Raw genomic sequence first — 20,725 nt, 5'->3', positions numbered from 1 at the left:
CTTAGCGCCGGGGAATGTTCCGCAGGTTGCTGCGTGCCATGCTGACTGCTTCTCCAGCACCCCGGTTGAGGACCACTTTGGACATGGCGGTTGCGAAACCGATGACCTGCGATCCCGAGATTTTCGGTGGGATGGACAGCGCGTTGGGGTCGGTGATGAGTTCAACCAAGGATGGGCCTGGATGGGCGAAGGCCTCCCGGTAGGCGCTTTCGATGTCGGCGGGGTCAGTGACCCGGACCGCGTGGAAGCCCAGGGCTTTGGCAACCTCGGCGTATTTGGCGTCGGGCACGTCCACGCCAAAGTCAGGCAGTCCGTCCACCAGCATTTCAAGCTTCACCATGCCCAAGGTGGAGTTGTTGAAGACCACCACGTTCACCGGCAACTGGTGCGCGGCCACCGTGATGAGTTCACCCAGCAGCATGGACAGGCCGCCGTCGCCCGAAACAGACACCACTTGTCGTCCCGGATAGGCCACCTGGGCGCCGATTGCGTGCGGCAGGGCGTTGGCCATGGACCCATGAAGGTAGGAACCGATCAGGCGCCGGGTCCCCAGGGGGTTGATATAGCGGGCAGTCCAGACGTTGCACATGCCGGTGTCGGCTGTGAAGATGGCGTCCTCGGCTGCGACCTGGTCCAGCAGGGAAGCTGCATATTCAGGATGGATGGGCTGCTTCTTCTCCACCTTGCGGGTATAGGCCCCCACTGCCTTGTTCATCAGCCGATCGTGCTTCTTCAGCATCTGGTCCAGGAAACGGCGACTCTTCTTGGGCCGTACCAGCGGCAGCAGGGCGGTCAAGGTGGGCAGCACGTCACCATGGACGGCAATATCGACGTCGGTGCGACGCCCCAACCGCTGGGCGGCCCGATCCACTTGGGCTGTGCGGGTATCTGGAAGGAACTGATCATAGGGGAAGTCGGTGCCAAGGAGGATCAGCAGGTCCGCGTCCTCTATCCCCTCCGCTGCAGCACCGTAGCCGAGCAATCCCGTCATACCGATATCGAACGGATTGTCGTACTGGACAAAGTCCTTGCCCCGCAAGGAGTGGCCAATTGGTGCGTTGATCAACTCGGCCAGTGAGATCAGTTCGTCGTGCGCGCCGGCGACTCCCGCGCCCGCAAATATGGCGACCTTGCCGGCGTCGTTAATGGCGTCCGCAAGTTCGCGGACGCTTGCGTGGTCCGGCGCCAGACTCGCGCGTCGGAAGGTGGCCGGCAGCGGCGTGGGTGCGGTTGCTTCAAGATCGGCAATGTCGCCGGGAAGCGTGATAACGGCCACTCCCCCAAGGCCTATGGCGTGCTGGATGGCGCTGTGCATCACCCGCGGCGCCTGCTCGGCGGTGCTGATGAGTTCCGAGTAGACGGAGCATTCGTTGAACAGCCGGTCAGGATGGGTCTCCTGGAAGAAGCCGCTGCCGATCTGCCTGCTGGGGATATGTGAAGCGATGGCCAGCACCGGAGCACCCGTCCGGTTGGCGTCGTACAAGCCGTTGATCAAGTGCAGGTTGCCCGGGCCGCACGAGCCCGCACAGACAGCCAGCTTTCCCGTCAGTTGGGCTTCAGCGGCTGCAGCAAATGCGGCGGCCTCTTCATGGCGGACGTGGATCCAGTCGATACCCCCGTTCTTCGAGCCGCCGGTCTGGCGGACGGCGTCAACTATCGGGTTGAGGCTGTCGCCAACGATCCCGTAGATCCGCTGAACGCCGGCAGCCTGGAGTTGTTCGATGAGTTGGGTGGCAAGTTCCTTGGCCATTCTGTGCAGGCTCCCTCAATTGTGGTGGTGGGCTGACATGGCCAATATAGTCGGACGATCTCTCCGATACCTGGGAACCGGGCGCCGCCGACGATGCCGGCCTGGTGTCGAACAGCAGTGAAGAAAATGACTTTTGCATTTAGGCAGTTCAGAAATTGCCCTGCCCGGGATCCCTCCGTCGTCGGTCTTTTCCATCGCGTCCTCTGGTTGGAAAGGACGTTCATTGCTAGCGTGACCGCATGAGTCCCTCCAAGACACCGGCGGAGATCCTGGACATAGATGGCGCCGAAGTTCGCATCTCCAATCCGGACAAGGTGATTTTTCCTGAGCCAGGGCTAAGCAAGCTCGATCTGGTCAACTATTATCTGGCCGTCGCAGAAGGCGCGCTCCGTGGGGCCGGCGGCAGGCCGATGGTGCTCAAGCGATTCCCCAAGGGCATTGACGCCGAGCCCTTCTTCCAGAAGCGCGTGCCGGAGAACCACCCGGACTTCATCCACACAGCAACTCTGCATTATTCGTCCGGAACCTCCGCGGAGGAGACGGTCATCCGCGACGCAGCGGGCTTGGCCTGGGTGGTCAACCTAGGATGCCTGGACCTCAATCCGCACCCAGTAAGGGCCGAAGACCTGGACCATCCGGACGAACTGCGCGTGGACCTTGACCCTATGCCCGGCGTCGACTGGTCACAGATCGTAGACACTGCCTACGTGGCGCGGGAGGTGCTGGGCGATGTCGGCCTGGCAGGTTGGCCGAAAACCAGCGGCTCCCGGGGCCTCCACATCCTGGTGCGGATCGCCCCCCAATGGTCCTACCGCGATGTCCGGCTGGCGGCCGAGACCCTGGCCCGGGAAGTTGAGAACCGGGCGCCCGGCCTCGCCACTGCCCGTTGGTGGAAGGAAGAACGGGGCGAGAGCGTGTTCGTCGACTTCAACCAAAACGCCAAGGACCGCACTGTGGCTTCGGCGTACTCCGTCCGTTCGCGGCCCGATGCCCGCGTCTCCACGCCTCTCACGTGGGATGAGGTCCGCTCTGCCCGGCCGGAGCAGTTCACCGTTCGTACCGTGCCCGAGCGGTTCGCTGCCATTGGCGATCCCCATTCGGGCATTGATGACACAGCAGGATCGCTGGAAGGGCTTCTGGCTTTGGCCGCAGAACTCGGTCCGGCCGAGAAAGCGCCGCGTTCCGGTGACGGCTCCGGTAGGCGGACCTCAACGATGCCGCTCATCGAGGTGGCCCGTACCAAGACCAAGTCCGAGGCACTGGCGGCCTTGGAGGAATGGAAACAACTGCACGCAGGCGTGGTTTCGACACTGCATCCAGCTGACGTCCTGGTCGACGGCATGCGGGGATCAAGCTCGTTGTGGTATCGCGTAAGGGTGAACTTGCAGCACGTTCCTGAGGCGGACCGGCCTTCGCAGGAGGAACTCATTGCCGACTATGATCCTTGGGCCGGGCGGGAGTGGCCCGGGCGTCCCTGACAAGCGGCCTGCCTGGAAGCGACCCGGATACCGGAGGGACCTGTGATGGAGAGCTTGTCTGTGACGCTGGTTCTCATAGCGGTCATGGCTGTCGTTGCTCCGCTGGCAGCACGCTTCCTGGAGCGGATAGTCAAGATACCCATCGTCGTGTTCGAGATTGTTCTTGGAATGCTGCTCGGACCCAGCGTCCTGGGTTGGGTCCAATCAACGCAATTTACGGATACGTTGGCAGATTTTGGGCTCGCGATGCTGTTCTTTGTAGCAGGCAACGAGATCGACTTTACGTCCACCCGCGGCCGGCCCATCATCCGGGCCTCAGCCGGTTGGGTCGTATCACTGGCTGCCGGCATAGCCGCCGCTTTCGCGCTGGTGTCCGCGCCGGAAGCGGCGGTGATCATCGGCGTCGCGCTCTCTTCCACTGCGCTTGGCACCCTGTTGCCCATCCTTCGGGACGCAGGCGAAGCAAAAACGCCGATCGGGATCGGCGTCACTGCCCTGGGGGCGGTCGGCGAGTTCGGTCCGCTTATCGCCATCTCGCTCTTCTTCAGCGGCCGCGAATTGGGAACAGCCTCCGGAGTACTTCTTGGTTTCGTCCTGCTGACGGCAGTAGCAATATTGCTCGCATCGCGCTCAAGGCACACCCTGTTTCATTCCCAGGTCACCCGTACCCTCCACACCAGCGGGCAATTCGCTGTCCGCTCCATCATGCTGGTCCTCAGCCTCCTCGTCGTCCTCAGCATGCTGCTGGGTTTGGACATGCTGCTGGGAGCCTTCGCCGCCGGGGTCCTGTGGAAAGTCGCCATCGCCAGGGCGCCTGAAGCGGACAGGATCGTCATCGAGAGGAAGATCGACGCCATCGCCTTTGGCTTCCTGGTCCCCGTCTTCTTTATCGATACCGGTATCGATTTCGAGCTGGCCGCTTTGACGTCCAGTCCCCTGGCCTTGGCCATGGTTCCCTTGTTCCTGGTCCTGCTCCTCGTCATCCGCGGCGTGCCGTCACTGCTGGCAGCGCCAGCGGGATCCCCCGCAGCCGGCAAGCGGGCCATCGTTCTTTTTGGCGCTACCGGTTTGCCCATCATCGTGGCTGTCACGGCCATCGGCCGGGATCACGATCTGATCTCCAGCGGTATCGCCTCCGCCTTGGTCGGCGCTGGCATGCTCTCTGTCCTGCTGTTTCCGTTGCTGGCACTTCGCCAACTCCAAGGCATTACTTCTTCACGGTGAGCGCCGAGGCTTTGTGGGCCGCGCGGGCGCCGGTTTTGTCCGATTCCACCACATACTGCGGTTCGTCCTCGCTGGCCCGATGGATTTTGCCGTCCAGCTCGAAGTCGCTTGTTTGCTTTTCAATGACCTTGCCGTGGGTTGTGCCTTGTGGCGTGTTCCATTCGACGTGTGTTCCCGGTTTCAGTGTCATCTCAGCCCTTCAGTGGGAGGTTATTGCTTCAGATCAACATGCGGCGTGTCCGCCGCAGGTCCACTGCCCGTTCGTGGACGGTAATACCGGGCCAGGCGCGCCAATCCCTCATCGAGGGAGACCGCCGGTGCCCAGTCCAGAAGCCGCCGGGTCTCACGTTGGTCAAACCAGTGCGCAGTGGAGAGCTGTTCGGCGAGGAAACGTGTCATGGGCGGCTCCTCACTGCGACCTGACCACGTCCAGAGTTTTTCAACGATAACTCCGGCTGCCCTGGCCGCTACACCCGGCACAGTCCACGACGGAGCCTTGACTCCCCCTGCGGTGCAAATGTCGGCCAGCAGCTCGCCGATGGGGCGCGGTTCACCGTTGGTCACTACCAAGGCACGGCCATGGATATGATCCATCCGGTGCAGCGCGGCAACGATGGCCGACGCTGCATTGTCCACATAGGTAGTGTCGATGAGCGCCGCACCGGCATCCAGAAGCGGCAGGCGGTTCCGGCCGGCCCGGGCCAGGACCCGTTCCACCAGTTGCGTGTCGCCGGGACCCCAGACGATGTGTGGCCGGACCGCAGCAACCCGGAATTCCGGCGCGTCGAAGCCCAGCGCCAGCCGTTCGGCTTCCGCCTTCGTCTGCGAGTAATTGCCATGCGCCTGCTGCGGGTCTGCCGGTTCGGCGCCGAGGCCGGCGATGGCTTGCCCCGAGTTGGCAACCGAAGGGGACGAAACAAACACCGTGTTCCGCACCCCCGCAGCGCGGGCAGCTTCAAGCAGGCGACGGGTCCCTTCAACGTTGACCGCGTGGAAGTCCTCGGCACGGCCTGCGAAGGATACCTTCGCCGCCAAGTGGATGACGCCTTCCGCTCCGTCCACGGCACGCTGCACGGCAGCGTCATCGGTTACGGATCCGCAGACGTCAACTGCCCCGTCAACACCTGAGGACCGGCGCTGGAAGGTGGTCACATCGTGGCCCTGGTCCAACAGGATGCGGGCCACTTCGGTCCCGAGCAACCCGCTCGCGCCTGTCACAAGTACTCTCATGGCTTTCCCGGACGGCCACCGGCCAGCACCCGCGCAGCCCAGCGGGCCAGGCGGGTCCGGTCGATCTTTGCGTTGTGCCTGATGTCGGTCGGTTGCGCCGGGACCGCCAGGACAGCCGAAACATGGACGCCCGCTTCAAGCGCGGCGCGCCGGACACTGCCGGCGAGGTGCGGCGTTGCAGGGCCCGCTTTGCGTACCGGCGGTACAGTCTCGACGACGGCGGCAACGGCCTGAGTGCCGGCCGGACCCACCCCTACAACGGCGGCAAGCCGGACGTTGTCCAGTCGTTCGATGGCCTGCTCAGCGCCTACGGGCGTCACGACTTCCTCCGGCGCGGTGACGACATGGACAAGTCGGCCCTCCACCCAAAGCCGGCCGGCGGCATCGAAATGCCCTACGTCACCGGTGCGGTGCCATCCCGCAGGGCTGACGCTCTCCTGCTGGGTTATCCACAGCCTGTCGTAGGACTGCTTGACGTGCGGCGCGCTGACCAGGATTTCGCCGGTCACGGCAACCTCAGTCACGGGGCTGGACCCCGATGCCTTGCCGTCCTCGTCCAATGGAATGACGGCCAGGCGGGCTCCTTGCACGGGCGTCCCCACGCACACGCCATTCCCGGCGCCAAGGACGGTACCGGCTGCCGCCTCAACTTCCGCTGCCTGGATCTGTTCAAGGCTGATGTCGGTGACCGGCAGCGCCTCGGTCATCCCATAGGGCGTATGCAGCGAGGCCTGGGGCAACAGTTTCTGAACGCGGGCAAGCAGTGATTCCGGGACCGGCGCACCAGCAGATAACAGCAAACTGACATTGTTCAGGGTCCCACGGCCCTGATCGTCCAAGGCATCAGCGGTGGCCACGACATTGCGCAACGCCGCTGGGGCGGCGAAAACCACGGTGGCGTCGATGGCAGCCACGGCGTCGGCCAAAGCCTCAGCAGTCAAAGTTCCTGGCGCTGTGACGTCCATGTCCGGTGTCACCGAAACTGCACCAAGCGCAGGCCCAAGCAAAGCGAACGGCGCAAAGCCTGCAACAAGCCTGGAACCGGCCCGGATGCCGAAGGTTCCGGCTACGGTGTCCCGCATCGCCGTCAGCTGCCGGTGGGTATAGAGGACCCCCTTCGCGGGGCCGGTGGAGCCTGAAGTGAACAGAACGGCGGCAGGCGCATCGGGGTCCGAAGCATCCACGGCCCGTCGCGTCTGGTTTGCTGCGCCCTGCCTCGCCAGGGCGTCCAGCGAAGCCTCAACACGCAGCATTCGACGGCGGCCGGCGGGGAGGTCGCGCACGCTGATCCGCCGTCCGGGCCACGCCAGCAACGACGCCGCCACCAGGGCCTTGTCGATTCCGATGATGTAATCGGCGGTTGCGCCTTTGACTGCCCGGCTCAAACCTTTCGTTCCCAGTCCGGCATCGGCCACCACCACTACTGCCCCCAGCCGCAGGCACGCGTAGAGCGTCACGGTGAGATCCACGCCGGGAGGAACCATGAGGCTGACCCGGGTACCACTGCCGACACCGGCCTCCCGTAGTCCTTCCTGGAGATCCAGGATGTTCCGGTGCAGCTGCCGCCAGCTCAGTGACCGGCCGACCTTTCCATCAGGGCCCATTTCGGCGACGGCGGTGTCCCCGCCGGTCTTCCCCGATGCCAGTACCTCAACAGAGTCCCAGAACGGCCGGAAGTCGTCGTGCCCGCGCCCGTCCGACACAGCGCTGACAGCTTCATTACGGCGGGCGAGCCATTGAAAGAGGGGCGTTGCTATGTCCCGGTCCTCGGCCACCAGGTGTCCGGCACCTTCGAAGCGGTGGACGTCCGAATGCGGAAGCCTTTCCGCAAGGTCCTTGAGGTACCTGTCGGAGAAGATAGGATCCCTGGGACCCCACAGCATCAGGGTGGGGACCTTAAGGCCGCGCAGGCCCTCGGCAATGTTGTCCAGTGCGGAAAAACTGGGGTGGTTTTCATCCACGGGAATATCCGCGACGAAGTTTCCCACTCCGGCGCGACGCAGCGGGTCCCCGTAAGGGCTCATATAGGCCTGCCGGACATCGGCGGGCAGCGGCGGATGGGCCAGGGAATGTGTCACCCGGAGAAAAGCGTCAGAGGTAGTCGTGCCCCAGCTGTGCACCGCGGGATGCAAGGCGAGCCGAAGGGCCGGCGGGAGGGCGGAACCCGAGGGCTGGTGTACGGCCGTGTTGGTCAGGACCACCCCGGCGAGCAATTTCGGGTGCGCCAGGGCCCATCCGAGGCTGATCACTCCACCCCAGTCGTGGCCGACGGTCGTTACGGGCCCCTCCAGGCCCAAGGCATCGGTCAGGTCGCTCAGGTCATTCACCCGGTCCTGCAAGCGCCGGAAAGCGCCGGTGCGCTCCGAAAATCCCATGTCCAGCTGGTCTACGGCGACAACGCGCCAAGGATGGTCGGGGTCCGACCCAGCGGCCAGCAGCGTCCGCCAGAGATAGGACCATGTCGGGTTTCCGTGTACGCAGAGCAGCGTGCCCGCGGGAGCCAGGCCGCGGCGGGCAAGTTGGGCTCCGTTATCCAGGATGTGCCAGCGGTGCGATGTGCCGGGCGCGTCGACTGCCGACGTCGACTTGACCCTTATTGTCCGGGACCATTCAGGATCGACGCCCGGCCAGCTTGAGGCTACCAAACGATCTCCACCATCCCCGCGTTCAAACCGGAACCCACGCCCATACAAAGGATCCGGTCCCCCGAACTCAGCGACTGTGCCTCTGCAGCGAGCGTCATGGGCAGCGAGGCAGGACCCACATTCCCCCAGTGCGGGAAGGTGATAGGCACCTTGTCCGGGTCAAGGTTGATGGCATTGATGATCGCCTGGGTATAGGCGTTGCTGACCTGATGTGTGACGTAGCGGTCCATGGCAGACCAGTCCCACTCCGGCTGGGCCTCGTGCCAGGCGTCCACCACCAGCTGGAGGCCTCCGTCCAGCAGTCCCTTGGTATCGGTGTTCATACCGTCGATGCCACCCACACACAATTCGTGGTGTTCGGTTCCCGCCCGCATCACGCCGCCGACCAGCCGATGCGCCCCGGGGTGCTCGTCCGCGGGTCCCAGAACGGCCGCGGCAGCGCCTGATCCCAGCGTGAGGGTGGCGAATTCCCGATTGAAATCTTCACGGGTGGTCTCCGGACGCTGCAGGCGCTCCAGGGTGGCTTCCTGGGTACTTTGGGCGTCCTCGCCATTAACGATCACGGCATACTTGATTTGACCGGAGTCGATCATGTTGGCAGCCAAAATCAAGCCGTTGACAAAGCCGAGGCAGGCGTTGGCCAGATCGAAATTCATCGCTGATGACGGCAAGCCGAGTTCGTGGTGGATTTTGACCGCCACGGAGGGTTCCAGGTTTCGCCTTGTCACCGACGTATTGATCAGGAGTCCGATTTCAGACGGTTCGACGCCGGCCTCCGCCAGGGCCTTGGCTCCGGCGTCCACAGCCGCGTCGTCGAAAGACGTCCCAGCAGCCCACCATCTACGGTGGGTGATGCCGGCCACGCGCTCCAGCAGGCGTGGCGGGAACTTCAACCGCTTCAGGGTGGCGGCCAACCTGTGGTCAAAGTCCGTAGAGCTCACGATTCTCGGAGCTTCCACGCTGCTCACCGAAAGCAATGCGGTGTTGCTGTGCCGGAAGGTTGCATTCCCTGCCAAAGTCGAGCCCCTGTTCATTTCCGTCCTGCATCCTTGTGGTCTCTGTACCCATCAATGCAAGCCCAAGACATTAACTATGCAGGTGAAAACGCCGACATGCATATTTGGGCACGAAGACCCCGGGCCGGGAGGCCGGGAATTCGCTTCCGGAGAGACATTCTTTTGCCATAGTCTGGGCAGATACCCAGGGGGACCAACAATGATGATCTGCGCAGCGTGCGCCGTAGAACGCGACGAACCAGTACCCGACCTCTGCCCGATCTGCACCGACGAACGCCAGTACGTTCCAGGGGACGGTCAACGGTGGCTCACCCTGGCCGAGCTGGCACATTCAGGCCAGCGGGCATCGTTGACGGAGAACGAGCCGGGGCTCTTCGGAATCGGAACAACACCGAAGGTAGGGATCGGGCAGACCGCACAGCTCGTCGTGACCCCCAAGGGCTCGCTTCTTTGGGATCCGATTGGCTACGTGGACGACACCCTGGTGGAGCTCGTGCTGCAGCACGGTCCGGTTCTGGCCATCGCCTCAAGCCATCCACATATGTTTGGCGTGCAGGTTGAATGGTCGCATCGGCTCGGGGGCGTTCCAGTGCTCGTAGCGGAGGCCGACCGCAACTGGTTGGGCCGTGACGACCCGAAGATCGTTTACTGGGCCGGGAGCACGACAGTCACGGAAGGATTAGTCCTGCACCAGACCGGTGGACATTTCCCGGGCAGCGCCGTGGCCCACTGGGCAGCAGGAGCCGATGGGCGGGGCGTCCTGCTGACCGGCGACACCGTATTTCCCAATCCTGACCGTGGCTCCATTGCGTTCATGCGCAGCTATCCGAATCACCTGCCGCTCTCTGGTGCCGTGGCTTTGCGGATCGCAGCCCAGCTGGGTGGGCTTGCTTTTGACCGGATCTATGGCAACTTCAACAACGCCATCCTGTCAGGTGCACGCACGGTGTTGCGTGAATCAGCCGAACGGCACGAGGCCTGGGCGCGCGGCGATTACGACCACCTGACCTGAACATCCCGGACCGGGGTATTGCGCGACTGTTGTGGCGCATGTCATACTCTTCTCGATGCGCATCGACGATACGTATCGACAACAAGCAAGTCACGAGGTAGCCTGCCACGCGGGGCAGCCTGAAAGCCGGTCATGTCCAGGCAGTTCGGCATGTGATGGTCCAGCCCGATACCGTTGACAGAAAGCACGAGGAGGCCAGTCCATGCCCACCAGCAAAGACGTCGCGGTGGCCGCCGGCGTTGCTCAGAGCACGGTTTCCTACGTCCTCAGCGGCAAGCGTCCCATTTCCGAAAAGACCCGGAAAAAGGTTGAGGACGCCATCGCACAGCTGACATACCAGCCGAATGCCGGAGCGCGGGCGCTGGCCAGCCGAAAGACGAGGGTGATCGGCTTGGTCATCCCCTTCATTCCAGAGCTTCATATGGCATCGATCATGGAGTTCGTTTCCGTCATTGCCAACACTGCGCGGTTATACGATCACGACATCCTGCTGGTGACGGAGGACGAAGGGGCCCCGGGCCTGCAAAGAGTGGTTGGCCAGCAGATCTGTGACGGGCTGATCCTCATGCAGGTCGAAGGTGAGGACGAACGGCTCCCCGTGGTCCGGAGCCTCAACGTGCCCGTAGTACTGATTGGTATTCCCCACGACCCTTCGGGGCTGGTGTGTATCGACGCCGACTTCGAAATGGCCGGAGAACACTGCGTCAGGGATCTCGCCGCCGCAGGTCACGAAGTCATTTCAGTCCTTGGCTGGCAGCCCGAAGTAGTAGACCGTCACGTGAACTACGTCGAGCGCTTCGTATCGGGAACAGACAAGGCCGCCGCCGCGCTTGGAGTGAAGGTATTGCACTTGCCGGGTGGGACCGATATCCGTGTCATTGCGGATTCCGTGGAAACCGCCTTGGCGGCCACCACGGGAGTTCCTGCCTTCATCGCTCCTGACGGAACAGTCCAGGACGTTCTGCGCCGCGCACTGACCAGCCGCGGGTTGACCCCGGGCAAGGACGTCTCGGTGATCGGCAGCGCCTCACCTACGCTGGCTGAACTTCAGCCGGTACCTCTGTCCACCATCGACTTGCGCCCGGCCGAAGTCTCACGCCGGGCCGTGAAGATTATCTGCGACCTCCTCGAAGCCGACACCCACGGACCAACCGAATCCCTGGAGTTGGTACCCACGGTCATCACACACCGTGCCAGCACGCTCCGACCACCCCTCGGCAGCTAAGCTCCACCTACGTCCATCCCAATCAGCAAACAAAACGATTGTCGATACGCATCGTCGATACGCATCGACAAAGATCCGCCGCAACAGGAATCCAGTAAAACAAAGGAACAGACGATGAAGTCAGCACTCAGAAAGACCCGCCCCCTCGCCTTGGCCGTTGCTGCCCTCGTGGGCCTGCCCATGGCCATCGCCGGCTGCGGCACTTCCCCGGCAGCATCATCCACGGCCCCGGTCTCCGAAATCTCGGTGATGGACTACTACAACAATGAACCGGATAAATCCTTCATCGGCGATGCCCTGACAAAATGCGGCACGCAACTGGGTGTCACCATCAAGCGCGAAACCGTCCCCGGCAAGTCCCTGATCTCCAAGGTGCTGCAGCAGTCATCTTCCAAGACCCTGCCGGATGTCCTGATGCTGGACAATCCAGACCTCCAGCAGATCGCCGCCACCGGGGCTTTGGCTCCGTTGTCCGACTTCAAAGTCAGCACCGAGAACTTTGCTGAAGGCGTCCTTAGCGCAGGAACCTACAAGGACAAGGTCTACGGGCTGGCGCCCACCGTTAACACCATTGCCCTCTTTTACAACAAGGACATCCTGGACAAGGCCGGAATTACCCCGCCCACCACCTGGGAGGAACTGAAAACAGCGGCCGCCAAGCTGACGGCCGGCGACCAATACGGCTTGGCCTTCAATGCCAACCCCACCTACGAGGGCACCTGGCAATTCCTTCCGGTGATGTGGTCCAACGGTGGCGACGAGAAGAAGATCGACACCAAGGAGACTGAACAGGCGCTGCAATTGTGGACAGACCTGGTCAAGAGCGGTTCGGTCTCTTCCTCCGCCCTGAACTGGACCCAGGCTGATGTCAAGGACCAGTTCCTCGCGGGCAAAGCCGCCATGATGGTCAACGGACCATGGCAGATCCCGGCGCTGGACAAGCAGCCTTCGCTTAATTACGGCGTGGTGAAGATCCCTGTCCGGGAAGCCGGGCAGACTGCGGTGGCTCCCCTGGGTGGCGAAGTGTGGACTGTCCCCCAGACCGGTAACAAGGCGCGTCAGGCCAAGGCCGCTGAAGTGGTTGGCTGCCTGAACAGCGACGAGAATCAACTTGAAATGGCCACGGCCCGAAACACCATTCCGTCCAAAACGTCGCTGGCAGAGAAGTTCGCCACAGACAACCCAAAACTCGCCACGTTTACTGAGCTCATCAAGACCGCCCGCGCCCGGACAGGGCAACTTGGCGAACAGTGGCCGGACCAAGCCACCAAAATCTACACCGCGATCCAAACCGCTTTGACGGGCAATGCCTCACCGGCCGATGCCCTCAAGCAAGCGCAGGGCCAGTAAGCAGCGGTCATGTCATTGACAACTGACGTATCCAACGCGGCCGGGGCCACAACGGGCAATGCCTCCGGCGACTACAAGGTGGGACCTGGGCAACAGGGCCAGCGCCGCCTCCTGCACAAACGCCGGGAGCGGATCTTCCAGTGGCTATTCCTGGTTCCCGCAGTGATCTACATGGCCTTGTTCTTTGGCTACCCCGTGGTGAAGAACGTGGTCATGAGCTTCCAGGACTACACCACTGCAACGTTCTTTACCGGCGAAGCCCCTTGGGTAGGGGTTGCCAACTACGCAGCTGTACTGTCGTCGTCGTTGTTCTCCACCTCACTGCTGAACACCGCACTGTTCACCATCGGCTCCATCATGGGGCAGTTCGTGATCGGGCTGGCCTTGGCGATCTTCTTCCAGCGGAAATTCCCCCTGAACGGAATCCTTCGCTCTCTGCTTCTGCTGCCTTGGCTCCTGCCTTTGATTGTCTCCAGTGCGGTGTGGCGTTGGATCCTGGACAAGGACAGCGGAGCGCTCAACCGGTTCCTCGGCGACCTCGGCGTCATCGATACCGGCATTCCCTGGCTGACCAGCACGTCCCTGGCATTGATCGCTGTGGTCGGCGTGAACATCTGGATCGGGATCCCCTTCAACCTGACCATCCTTTACGGCGGACTGCAGGAAATCCCTGACGAACTCTATGAGGCCGGATCCCTCGATGGTGCCACCGGGTGGAAGGCGTTCAGGCATATTACGTGGCCCATGCTGCGTCCGGTGGTGAGCGTGGTGCTGGTACTCGGCGTCGTGTACACCCTCAAGGTGCTTGACATCATCCTGGGGCTGACCAACGGTGGTCCGGCGAACTCCACCCAAACCATCGCGACCCAGTCCTACGATCTTTCCTTCCATGGGTTCAAATTCGGCGAAGGTGCGGCACTGGGCAACGTTCTGGTCATCATTTCCCTGGTCTTCGCGGTCTTCTACCTGCGGGCCAGCCGACGCGCTGTGGATGAGTGAGGACACCATGACAACCACGACCCCCGCACCAAGCCTCCCGAAGACGCCAGCGCCGACCCGCAGGAATTGGGGTTACACGGTACTGGCAATCCTCTTCCTGGCCATCATGCTGTTTCCTGTCTACTGGATGGTCAATGCTTCCCTCCAGCCCAACGGCACCACCTTGGAGACCTCCTGGATCCCACTCAAGCCGGACTTCACCGGCTACGCCACAGCGATCACCGAGCAAGCCGGGAACCTCGGCACGAGCCTCGTCATTTCGCTCGGCAGCGTGGCCTTGAGCCTGGCCATCGCGGCGCCTGCCGCCTACGCGCTGGCCTATTTCAAGGTCCGTGGCGCCGGAGTGGTCCTGTTCGCGATCCTGATCAGCCAGATGATCCCGGGCATCGTGGTTGCCAACGCCCTCTACACCGCCTACAACGATCTCGGCCTGCTCAACTCCATCCCCGGCCTGATCCTCGCTGATTCGGCCCACGGGATCCCGTTCGCCATCCTCATCATCCGGGCGTTCATGAACGGCATGCCGGCGTCCGTGATCGAGGCAGCGCGGGTGGATGGGGCCGGACACCTCAGGGCCTTCTGGTCGATCGTGATTCCGCTGAGCCGGAACTCCCTGATTACCGCAGGACTGTTCACTTTCCTCTTCGCCTGGAGCGACTTCCTGTTTGCCCTCACTCTGACCACCACGGAGGCTGTCCGACCGGTCACCCTGGGCATCTTCCAGTACATCGGCGCCTATGTGAACGACTGGAGTTCGGTCATGGCGACGGCGGTCCTCGCCTCCATCCCGGCAATCGTCCTCTTGGTCGCAGCCCAGAAATACATTGCCGCCGGCACCACAGGCGGTGCGGTCAAGTAGGCCGCCACCAACCATCCACAAGGAGAAACCATGACTGACAGCAACCCCATCCGCGTCACTGTGTGGAGCGAAAACCGGCACGAAAAGCGGGACGAGCTCGTAGCGCGCCTGTATCCGGACGGAATGCATGGCGCCGTCAAGGAGGGCATCGAGGAGAACCTGGGGTCCGGCGTCGAGGTCCGCACCGCAACACTGGACGAACCCGAGCACGGGCTCACTGAGGAAGTCCTCGCCAACACCGACGTCCTCACCTGGTGGGGGCACATGTCCCACGCAGACGTTGATGACGACGTTGTGGAGCGCGTCCACCGCCACGTCCTGGCCGGAATGGGCCTGATCGTGCTCCACTCCGGACACTGGTCCAAGATTTTCACCAAGCTCATGGGCACCTCGTGCACGCTTCGGTGGCGATCGGAGCAGGACCGCGAACTGGTATGGACCGTGGACCCCACCCACCCCATCGCCAAAGGTGTCCCGCACCCCATCGAGATCCCCCAGCAAGAGATGTACGGCGAATTTTTCGACATTCCCACACCGGAAGAACTGGTGTTCATCAGCTCATTCAGCGGCGGCGAGGTGTTCCGGTCAGGCTGCACTTTCCGTCGCGGCCACGGCAGGATCTTCTTCTTCAGCCCCGGCGACCAGGACTACCCCGTGTACCACCACAAGGACGTCCGCAAAGTCATTGCCAACGCTGTCGAATGGGCAGTCAGCGACCGCCCCGCACGCGCCGTCCCGGAACTGCTTCGCTATGACACCAACGATTTCTTCAATGGCAAGAGCTACCAGGGAGCCAACGCATGAGCACACCCTTCGCCACCGTCCCCGACGACGGTTCTGCCCTTCGCGTCATAGTGGTTGGCGCCGGCGGCATGGGGCGGGCCTGGCTCCGCACAGTTGAGGAGTCGCCGCTGGTGGAACTCATGGGGATCGTGGACCTCGACCCCGAGGCCGCGCACGCGGCGGCCGCCGCGTTGGGCCGCCCCGACCTCCCCGTCGGTTCCGGTACCGCACAGTTGGCGTCCGACGTCGGAGCCCAAGCGGTCATCAACGTCACCATCCCGGCTGCCCACCATCCAGTCACCACTGAAGCCCTCGCAGCCGGCCTTCCGGTTCTTGGCGAGAAACCGGTGGCGTCAACCGTGGCGCAGGGGTTGTCGCTGGCGGCAGCCGCCAGGCTCCATGGGCAGTTGTTCATGGTCAGCCAGTCGCGTCGTTACAACCGCCGGCTTTTTGAAACCAAAGAGCTCCTGTCCGCGCTGGGCACTGTGGGCATCGTGTCCGCCGAGTTCTTCAAAGCGCCCCGCTTCGGCGGATTCCGTGACGCCATGGACCACCCGCTCCTGCTCGACATGGCCATCCATCAGTTCGACATGGCCCGGTTCCTCCTGGACTCCGATCCCGTGTCCGTGTTCTGCGAGGAATACAACCCGCCATGGAGCTGGTACCGCGGTGATGCCGGCTCCACCGCGGTCTTTGAGATGAGCGGTGGCGAGCGTTTCGTGTTCACCGGCAGTTGGTGCAGTCCGGGACAAGAGACGTCCTGGAATGCCTCGTGGCGCATCAGCGGCGAACACGGCACCGTGCTCTGGGACGGGGATAACCAGCCGGTGTCGTCCGTCCCATGGTCTCCGGGTGCCTCGGTTGATCCGGGGCAGGAGATCGCAGGGTCCCTGCGGGACTTCGTGGCCGCGGTCCGCACCGGCAGCAACCCCATGGGACGGGTCCACAGCAACATCATGAGCCTGGCCATGGTGGAAGCAGCCATCCTGAGCGCCAAAACAGGGACCCGGGTATCGGTGGACGCCCTTCTGGAGGAGTCCTACCAGGAGGCATTGGGCACAGAATCGAACCCCGACGTGCTGGAAGTTCTCATGTCCTGGCCCTCGGTCCGTGCGGTCCTGGCCGACGCCGCGGTGCCGTCTGGCGGGATCGTCAAGCCGTAGCGCCTCAACGCACGACGGCGGGAGGTCGCCGTCGTGCGTTGACTGCTGTTGGATCGGATGAACTTTTGGGAAGCCGCCTCAGAGATATTCGCCGGCTCTCTCGCGGGCGATTTCCAGCAGGGTTGTATGGAAGGCCACTTCCGCCGGCGCATAGACCTTGTCCTGGCGCTGGGCCAGCAACACGCGCCGCAGCGGGGCACTGGAGCCAAGGCTGAGGACCCTGACGTCAGGATGCTGCAACGCAACGGCTGTCTTGGGCACCATGGCTACCCCCATTCCCACACTCACCATTGCCTGGGCCTCCTGGTAGTCATTGGCGAGGAATCCGATGGTGGGTTCAAAGCCGGCATCGTGGGCGGAGCGTTGAAGGACCTCCACCACTGGATGGGCGTCAGCGCGAACGATCCACGACTCCTTCCTGAGCTCACCCATGGAGACTTCCTCACGGTCAGCCAGCGGATGCGATTTGGAGACGAGGACGACGGTGCTCTCCTGGAATACTTCCGTAGTCCTGATCGACTCATCGCGGAAGGGATTCCACGGGTAGTCCCACAACAGGCACAGCCCGGTGACGCCCGATTCAAGATCAGAGACCAACTCATCAAACCGGGCGCTGCGGACCGACAAGCCAATGGCCGGGTAACGCTTCTTGAAGGCGCGGATCACCACCGGCAGGAAGGAACCAGCCAATGTGGGGAACGTGCCGATGGTCAGGGATCCGCGCCGCAAGCCTGCGATCTCATCGAGGTCTGATTGGGCAGCCCGGATTTGCCTGACTATTTTGCGGGCGTGGCCGGCGAGCACCTGACCGGCTTCAGTGGGCACCACCCCGCGTGATCGCCTGTTAAGCAGCGGCTGGCCGACTTCCTGCTCAAGCTTGCGCAACTGCTGCGATACGGCCGATGGGGTGTACATCATGATGTCCGCCGCAGCCGTGATCGATCCCTGCTCAACGACCTCCACCAGCAAGGCCAGCCTGCGGATGTCGTATAAATTTTGGTCCTCATCGTTAAGCAATTGTGCACCCTCCTGAATATTTGGTTCATTCCATATAGCTTGTGCTCCGCAACCTCGATTTCCTGCCTTCTCCCGCGAGAAATGAGCACGGATACCTGTCCTTTTACACCTTCATCACAGTGATTGAAGCTTTGCTACATACTCCTTCAATAATTGCACATTGTCTTCACATGTGATCCGGCTCATGCTGATTGAAGAGCCCGCTGGGAACAGCAGAAGGAGTGCAGGACACGTGAAGATAGAAGCTGAATGGATGCGCGGAGGAACCAGCAAGTGCTGGGTTTTCGAAACCGACACCCTGGCCGAAACCAGCATGGACCTTGACCAGTTGCTCCCGCGACTGTTCGGCAGTCCCGATTCGAGGCAAATCGACGGTGTGGGTGGAGCAACGTCCACCACCAGCAAGGCCATGATCTTGAAAAGGCCCTCTGACCCGTCCGTTGACGTCGAGTTCACCTTCGCACAGGTAGGCATAGAAGAGGCAGCCGTCGACTGGGGCAGCAACTGCGGCAACTGTTCGGCCGTAGTTGGCCTCTATGCCATCGAAAAGGGGTGGGTCACTCCCCGGGGTGAAAACACCCGGATCGTCACCCGCAATACCAACACCGGACAGATCATCATCCAACAGGTGGCAACACCGGCTGGAGCCCTGCCCATCGTCCCGGACACACACATGCCGGGGGTAGCCTTCCCGGGCTTCAGGGTGGGTCTCGGATTCCAGGATCCGGCGGGGAAGACAACCGGGAAACTCCTCCCCACCGACGCACCCCTCGACACCGTGGTGGCCGCCGGAAAGTCCTGGACGGTATCCCTGGTGGACGCCGGGGCTCCTGTCGTCATTGTCCGCGCCGAAGATCTTGGGTTGGACACGAGCCACTACGACTCCTGGAAAGAAGAAGTAGAACAGCAGTTGGACACCCTGGACCTCATCCGGCGCCAGGGAGCAGTCCTGATGGGTATGGCAGCAACGCCCGAACAGGCTGCCCGCGCCGTTCCAAAGCTGGCCATCGTTGGGCCACCGGTCGCGTCCGGCCCGGACAGCGATGTCAACGTCATGATGCTTTCAATGGGCAAGCCGCACCCGGCGTTGGCCATTACCGGCAGCATCGCCCTGACGCTCGCCGCGCGCACACCGGGCACGGTGCTCAACGCCGCCACAGGCAATGGAGTCGGTGCCGTCCTGAAACTCAGGACCCCTGCCGGCGTCATCGAAACCTGGACCGACGAACACGAAGGGTCCATTCTGGTCGGCGTTGACCGGACGGCCAGGACCATCGCCACCAGCATCATCCACCTCCCTGAGACCCTCGGCACCGCCGTCGAGGCCTCACTGGAACCAGCCACTCGATGAGGAGTAACACCATGGCTAAGACTATTTACCAACCAGCTCCCGAGGCCGAGGCCGACATACCGCAGGACCCTTCCAAGCGTCCCAACAAACGCCGCCGTATTCTTCTGGTAACGGTTGCCGCTTCCGTCATCCTGGGCCTGATCGCCATCCTCTTCGGGGGTGCGGTCTTCAGCCCGGCGGCCACCCCGGAATCGGAGCCAACCATGACCGCCACGCAGATCATCCCGCTGGTGATTCTCGTGGTGATGTTCGTCGTCGCCACCAAGTGGCCGCTCAACATCGGCGTGATGGGACTTGTCGCATCATTCGGCGTTGGCTACTTCATGCTTGGCATGAGCGACAAGGAAATCCTGGCCGATTTCCCGGCCAGCATCGTCATCACCATCATCGGTGTGACCTACTTCTTCAGCATGGCCCAGCGGAACGGGACCATAGACATCATCGTCCAAAGGTGCGTCAGGATGGTCAGGGGCAAGACCATGCTCCTGCCCTGGGTCTTTTTCCTTATGGCCGCCGCCCTCACTGCGCTTGGCACCTTCAGCCCGGCAGCAGTCGCGCTGCTGGCACCTGCCGCACTCGGCCTGGCCTACGAATCCCGCATCCACCCCGTGCTCATGGGCGCCTTTGTCATCAACGGAGCACACGCCGGTGGCTTCTCGCCCCTGTCCGTTGCGGGCGTCCTCGTCCACGACATCGCACATAAGAACAACTTCCCCATCGACCAAGGCGCCTTGTTCGCGGCCAGCTTCGCGCTGAACCTCATTCTGTCGGCACTCACGATCGTGCTCTTCGCCCTCATGGGCAAGCTTCGCGACAAGCACTCCAACGAGTACGCCGGCCTCGACACGGTCCGCATGGGACGCCCCAGCGGACAGCAAATCCTGACTCTGGCACTCATCCTCGTGATCCTTGCATGCACCCTCGGCTTCCACATGCCAATTGGCTTCGTGGCCCTGTCGGCCGGTTTGCTGTTGGCGTTGGTCAACATCAAGGAACACAAGACGTTTATTGGCGGCATTTCCTGGTCCACCGTGCTGCTGGTGGCAGGCATGATTACCTACGTCTCGCTGCTCCAACACGTCGGTGTCATTGATACCCTCGCCGAGCAGGCCCTGGCCCTCGGGGCACCACTGCTCATCGCCTTGGTCCTCTGCTACGTCATCGGCGTCGGATCTGCGTTCGCCTCATCCACTGCCCTCCTGACGGCCTTCATCCCCCTGGCAGGTCCCCTGCTGGCCACGAGCTCGCTCAGTGCCTCGGGAACGGTGGCGGCCCTCGCGATCGCAGCAACGGTAGTGGACGTTTCACCGTTCTCCACCGACGGCGCCTTGGTAGTAGCCAACGCCCGGGACGACGACAGGCAACGTGTCTACAAGCAGCTCATGATGTACGCAGGCGGTGTGGTCCTTGTTGCACCGGCCCTGGCATGGGCGCTGCTGGTTCCCACGGGAATCATGTAACCCATCGACAAGAGTCGCCGAATCCAGTTGTTCGGCGAGCGCTCGACGATCACATTCCTGCACACCATCGCAACAGGTAGCCCGAAGGACGGGCGCAGGAAGGGGACGCCAGCGCAGGCTGCAGCAGGGCCACCGGACGGTGGCCCTGCTGCAGCAACGTCAT

The 20,725-nt window shown here is 62.7% G+C and carries 17 protein-coding genes; 11 read left to right on the top strand and 6 right to left on the bottom strand.

The window, feature by feature from the left end; translation table 11 throughout:
- Position 1: 1 nt before the first annotated feature.
- A complete protein-coding gene (locus AB0N72_RS01910) occupies positions 2 to 1,750 on the bottom strand; it encodes a pyruvate dehydrogenase (protein WP_363931619.1) in 1,749 nt (582 codons plus the stop codon).
- Positions 1,751 to 1,989: 239 nt separating this feature from the next.
- On the opposite strand from AB0N72_RS01910, the gene ligD reads away from it, so the two are divergent.
- On the top strand, positions 1,990 to 3,228 hold the full coding sequence (gene ligD, locus AB0N72_RS01905) for a non-homologous end-joining DNA ligase (protein ID WP_363931618.1): 1,239 nt from the start codon (positions 1,990 to 1,992) through the stop codon (positions 3,226 to 3,228).
- Positions 3,229 to 3,273: 45 nt separating this feature from the next.
- Complete coding sequence (locus AB0N72_RS01900) at positions 3,274 to 4,452, top strand: cation:proton antiporter (protein ID WP_363931617.1); 1,179 nt, start codon at positions 3,274 to 3,276, stop codon at positions 4,450 to 4,452.
- On the opposite strand, the gene AB0N72_RS01895 is transcribed toward AB0N72_RS01900, so the two are convergent.
- The 4 genes from AB0N72_RS01895 to AB0N72_RS01880 are packed head-to-tail and all read right to left on the bottom strand — an operon-like array spanning position 4,436 to position 9,343.
- Positions 4,436 to 4,642 carry a DUF2945 domain-containing protein gene (locus AB0N72_RS01895; protein ID WP_363931616.1) on the bottom strand — a complete coding sequence of 69 codons (207 nt, stop codon included), beginning with the start codon at positions 4,640 to 4,642 and terminating at the stop codon, positions 4,436 to 4,438. The genes AB0N72_RS01900 and AB0N72_RS01895 overlap by 17 nt on opposite strands.
- 20 nt (positions 4,643 to 4,662) lie before the next feature.
- Positions 4,663 to 5,682, bottom strand: coding sequence for an NAD-dependent epimerase/dehydratase family protein (locus AB0N72_RS01890; RefSeq protein WP_363931615.1), 1,020 nt, complete (start codon positions 5,680 to 5,682; stop codon positions 4,663 to 4,665).
- On the bottom strand, positions 5,679 to 8,327 hold the full coding sequence (locus AB0N72_RS01885) for an alpha/beta fold hydrolase (protein WP_363931613.1): 2,649 nt from the start codon (positions 8,325 to 8,327) through the stop codon (positions 5,679 to 5,681). Before AB0N72_RS01885 ends, AB0N72_RS01890 begins: the two co-directional genes overlap by 4 nt.
- Positions 8,321 to 9,343 carry a 3-oxoacyl-ACP synthase III gene (locus AB0N72_RS01880; protein ID WP_363931662.1) on the bottom strand — a complete coding sequence of 341 codons (1,023 nt, stop codon included), beginning with the start codon at positions 9,341 to 9,343 and terminating at the stop codon, positions 8,321 to 8,323. The genes AB0N72_RS01885 and AB0N72_RS01880 overlap by 7 nt, the downstream gene beginning before the upstream one ends.
- Before the next feature lie 199 nt (positions 9,344 to 9,542).
- Here AB0N72_RS01880 and AB0N72_RS01875 point away from each other — a divergent pair, with 199 nt between their 5' ends.
- From AB0N72_RS01875 to AB0N72_RS01845, 7 genes are all read left to right on the top strand, one after another.
- Positions 9,543 to 10,355 carry a hydrolase gene (locus AB0N72_RS01875; protein WP_363931612.1) on the top strand — a complete coding sequence of 271 codons (813 nt, stop codon included), beginning with the start codon at positions 9,543 to 9,545 and terminating at the stop codon, positions 10,353 to 10,355.
- A 202-nt stretch (positions 10,356 to 10,557) separates the two neighbouring features.
- The gene (locus AB0N72_RS01870; protein WP_363931611.1) at positions 10,558 to 11,580 is read left to right on the top strand and encodes a LacI family DNA-binding transcriptional regulator; all 1,023 of its coding nucleotides are present in this window, start codon (positions 10,558 to 10,560) and stop codon (positions 11,578 to 11,580) included.
- A gap of 114 nt (positions 11,581 to 11,694) precedes the next feature.
- Positions 11,695 to 12,930 (top strand): ABC transporter substrate-binding protein, encoded by a 1,236-nt coding sequence (locus tag AB0N72_RS01865; RefSeq protein ID WP_363931610.1) that lies wholly within the window; start codon positions 11,695 to 11,697, stop codon positions 12,928 to 12,930.
- 9 nt (positions 12,931 to 12,939) lie between these two features.
- Complete coding sequence (locus tag AB0N72_RS01860) at positions 12,940 to 13,929, top strand: sugar ABC transporter permease (RefSeq protein ID WP_363931608.1); 990 nt, start codon at positions 12,940 to 12,942, stop codon at positions 13,927 to 13,929.
- Between the two features lie 7 nt (positions 13,930 to 13,936).
- Positions 13,937 to 14,788 (top strand): carbohydrate ABC transporter permease, encoded by an 852-nt coding sequence (locus tag AB0N72_RS01855; RefSeq protein WP_363931607.1) that lies wholly within the window; start codon positions 13,937 to 13,939, stop codon positions 14,786 to 14,788.
- Positions 14,789 to 14,818: 30 nt separating this feature from the next.
- Positions 14,819 to 15,592, top strand: a complete 774-nt coding sequence (locus AB0N72_RS01850; protein WP_363931606.1) for a ThuA domain-containing protein — start codon at positions 14,819 to 14,821, stop codon at positions 15,590 to 15,592.
- A complete protein-coding gene (locus AB0N72_RS01845) occupies positions 15,589 to 16,734 on the top strand; it encodes a Gfo/Idh/MocA family oxidoreductase (protein ID WP_363931605.1) in 1,146 nt (381 codons plus the stop codon). Before AB0N72_RS01850 ends, AB0N72_RS01845 begins: the two co-directional genes overlap by 4 nt.
- A gap of 78 nt (positions 16,735 to 16,812) precedes the next feature.
- On the opposite strand, the gene AB0N72_RS01840 is transcribed toward AB0N72_RS01845, so the two are convergent.
- Positions 16,813 to 17,751: a LysR substrate-binding domain-containing protein gene (locus AB0N72_RS01840; RefSeq protein WP_363931604.1), complete on the bottom strand. Its 939-nt coding sequence runs from the start codon at positions 17,749 to 17,751 to the stop codon at positions 16,813 to 16,815.
- Positions 17,752 to 17,983: 232 nt separating this feature from the next.
- Between AB0N72_RS01840 and AB0N72_RS01835 the strand changes: the two genes are divergently transcribed.
- Positions 17,984 to 19,102, top strand: a complete 1,119-nt coding sequence (locus AB0N72_RS01835; RefSeq protein ID WP_363931603.1) for a PrpF domain-containing protein — start codon at positions 17,984 to 17,986, stop codon at positions 19,100 to 19,102.
- An 11-nt stretch (positions 19,103 to 19,113) separates the two neighbouring features.
- Positions 19,114 to 20,562: an SLC13 family permease gene (locus tag AB0N72_RS01830; RefSeq protein WP_363931601.1), complete on the top strand. Its 1,449-nt coding sequence runs from the start codon at positions 19,114 to 19,116 to the stop codon at positions 20,560 to 20,562.
- Positions 20,563 to 20,725 lie beyond the last annotated feature (163 nt).

The organism is Paenarthrobacter sp. NPDC089307, from assembly GCF_040685055.1.
Taxonomy (GTDB): domain Bacteria; phylum Actinomycetota; class Actinomycetes; order Actinomycetales; family Micrococcaceae; genus Arthrobacter.
This window is presented reverse-complemented; position numbering and strand designations above follow the sequence as displayed.